Origin of the sequence: Streptomyces sp. GbtcB7, from assembly GCF_019091445.1 — a bacterium.
GTDB lineage: Bacteria > Actinomycetota > Actinomycetes > Streptomycetales > Streptomycetaceae > Streptomyces > Streptomyces mirabilis.
In genome coordinates, this window is the sequence record NZ_JAGXJM010000824.1 from 1 (window position 1) to 228 (window position 228).

At 66.7% G+C, this 228-nt stretch carries 1 pseudogene; it reads left to right on the forward strand.

The features are described 5' to 3' along the window. Positions 1 to 228: pseudogene (locus KVT44_RS57665) on the forward strand (sulfate ABC transporter substrate-binding protein); the annotation flags it as partial.

The following is a 228-nucleotide window of genomic DNA, read 5'->3' on the forward strand; positions in this document are numbered from 1 at the left end:
GTGAAGCTCGGGGTGACCCCGAAGAAGATCAAGTCCCTGAAGGACGTCAAGGGCAAGAAGTTCGCGACCCCGCAGCCCGGCAACACGCAGGACGGGGCGTTCCTCAACTGGATCGCGGACCAGGGCTGGAGGGTCGACGCGCAGAGCGGCAAGGGCGACGTCTCGGTCGTCCGTACGGTCAACAAGATCACCCCGGCCGCCTACAAGTCCGGCTCCATCGCCGGCGCC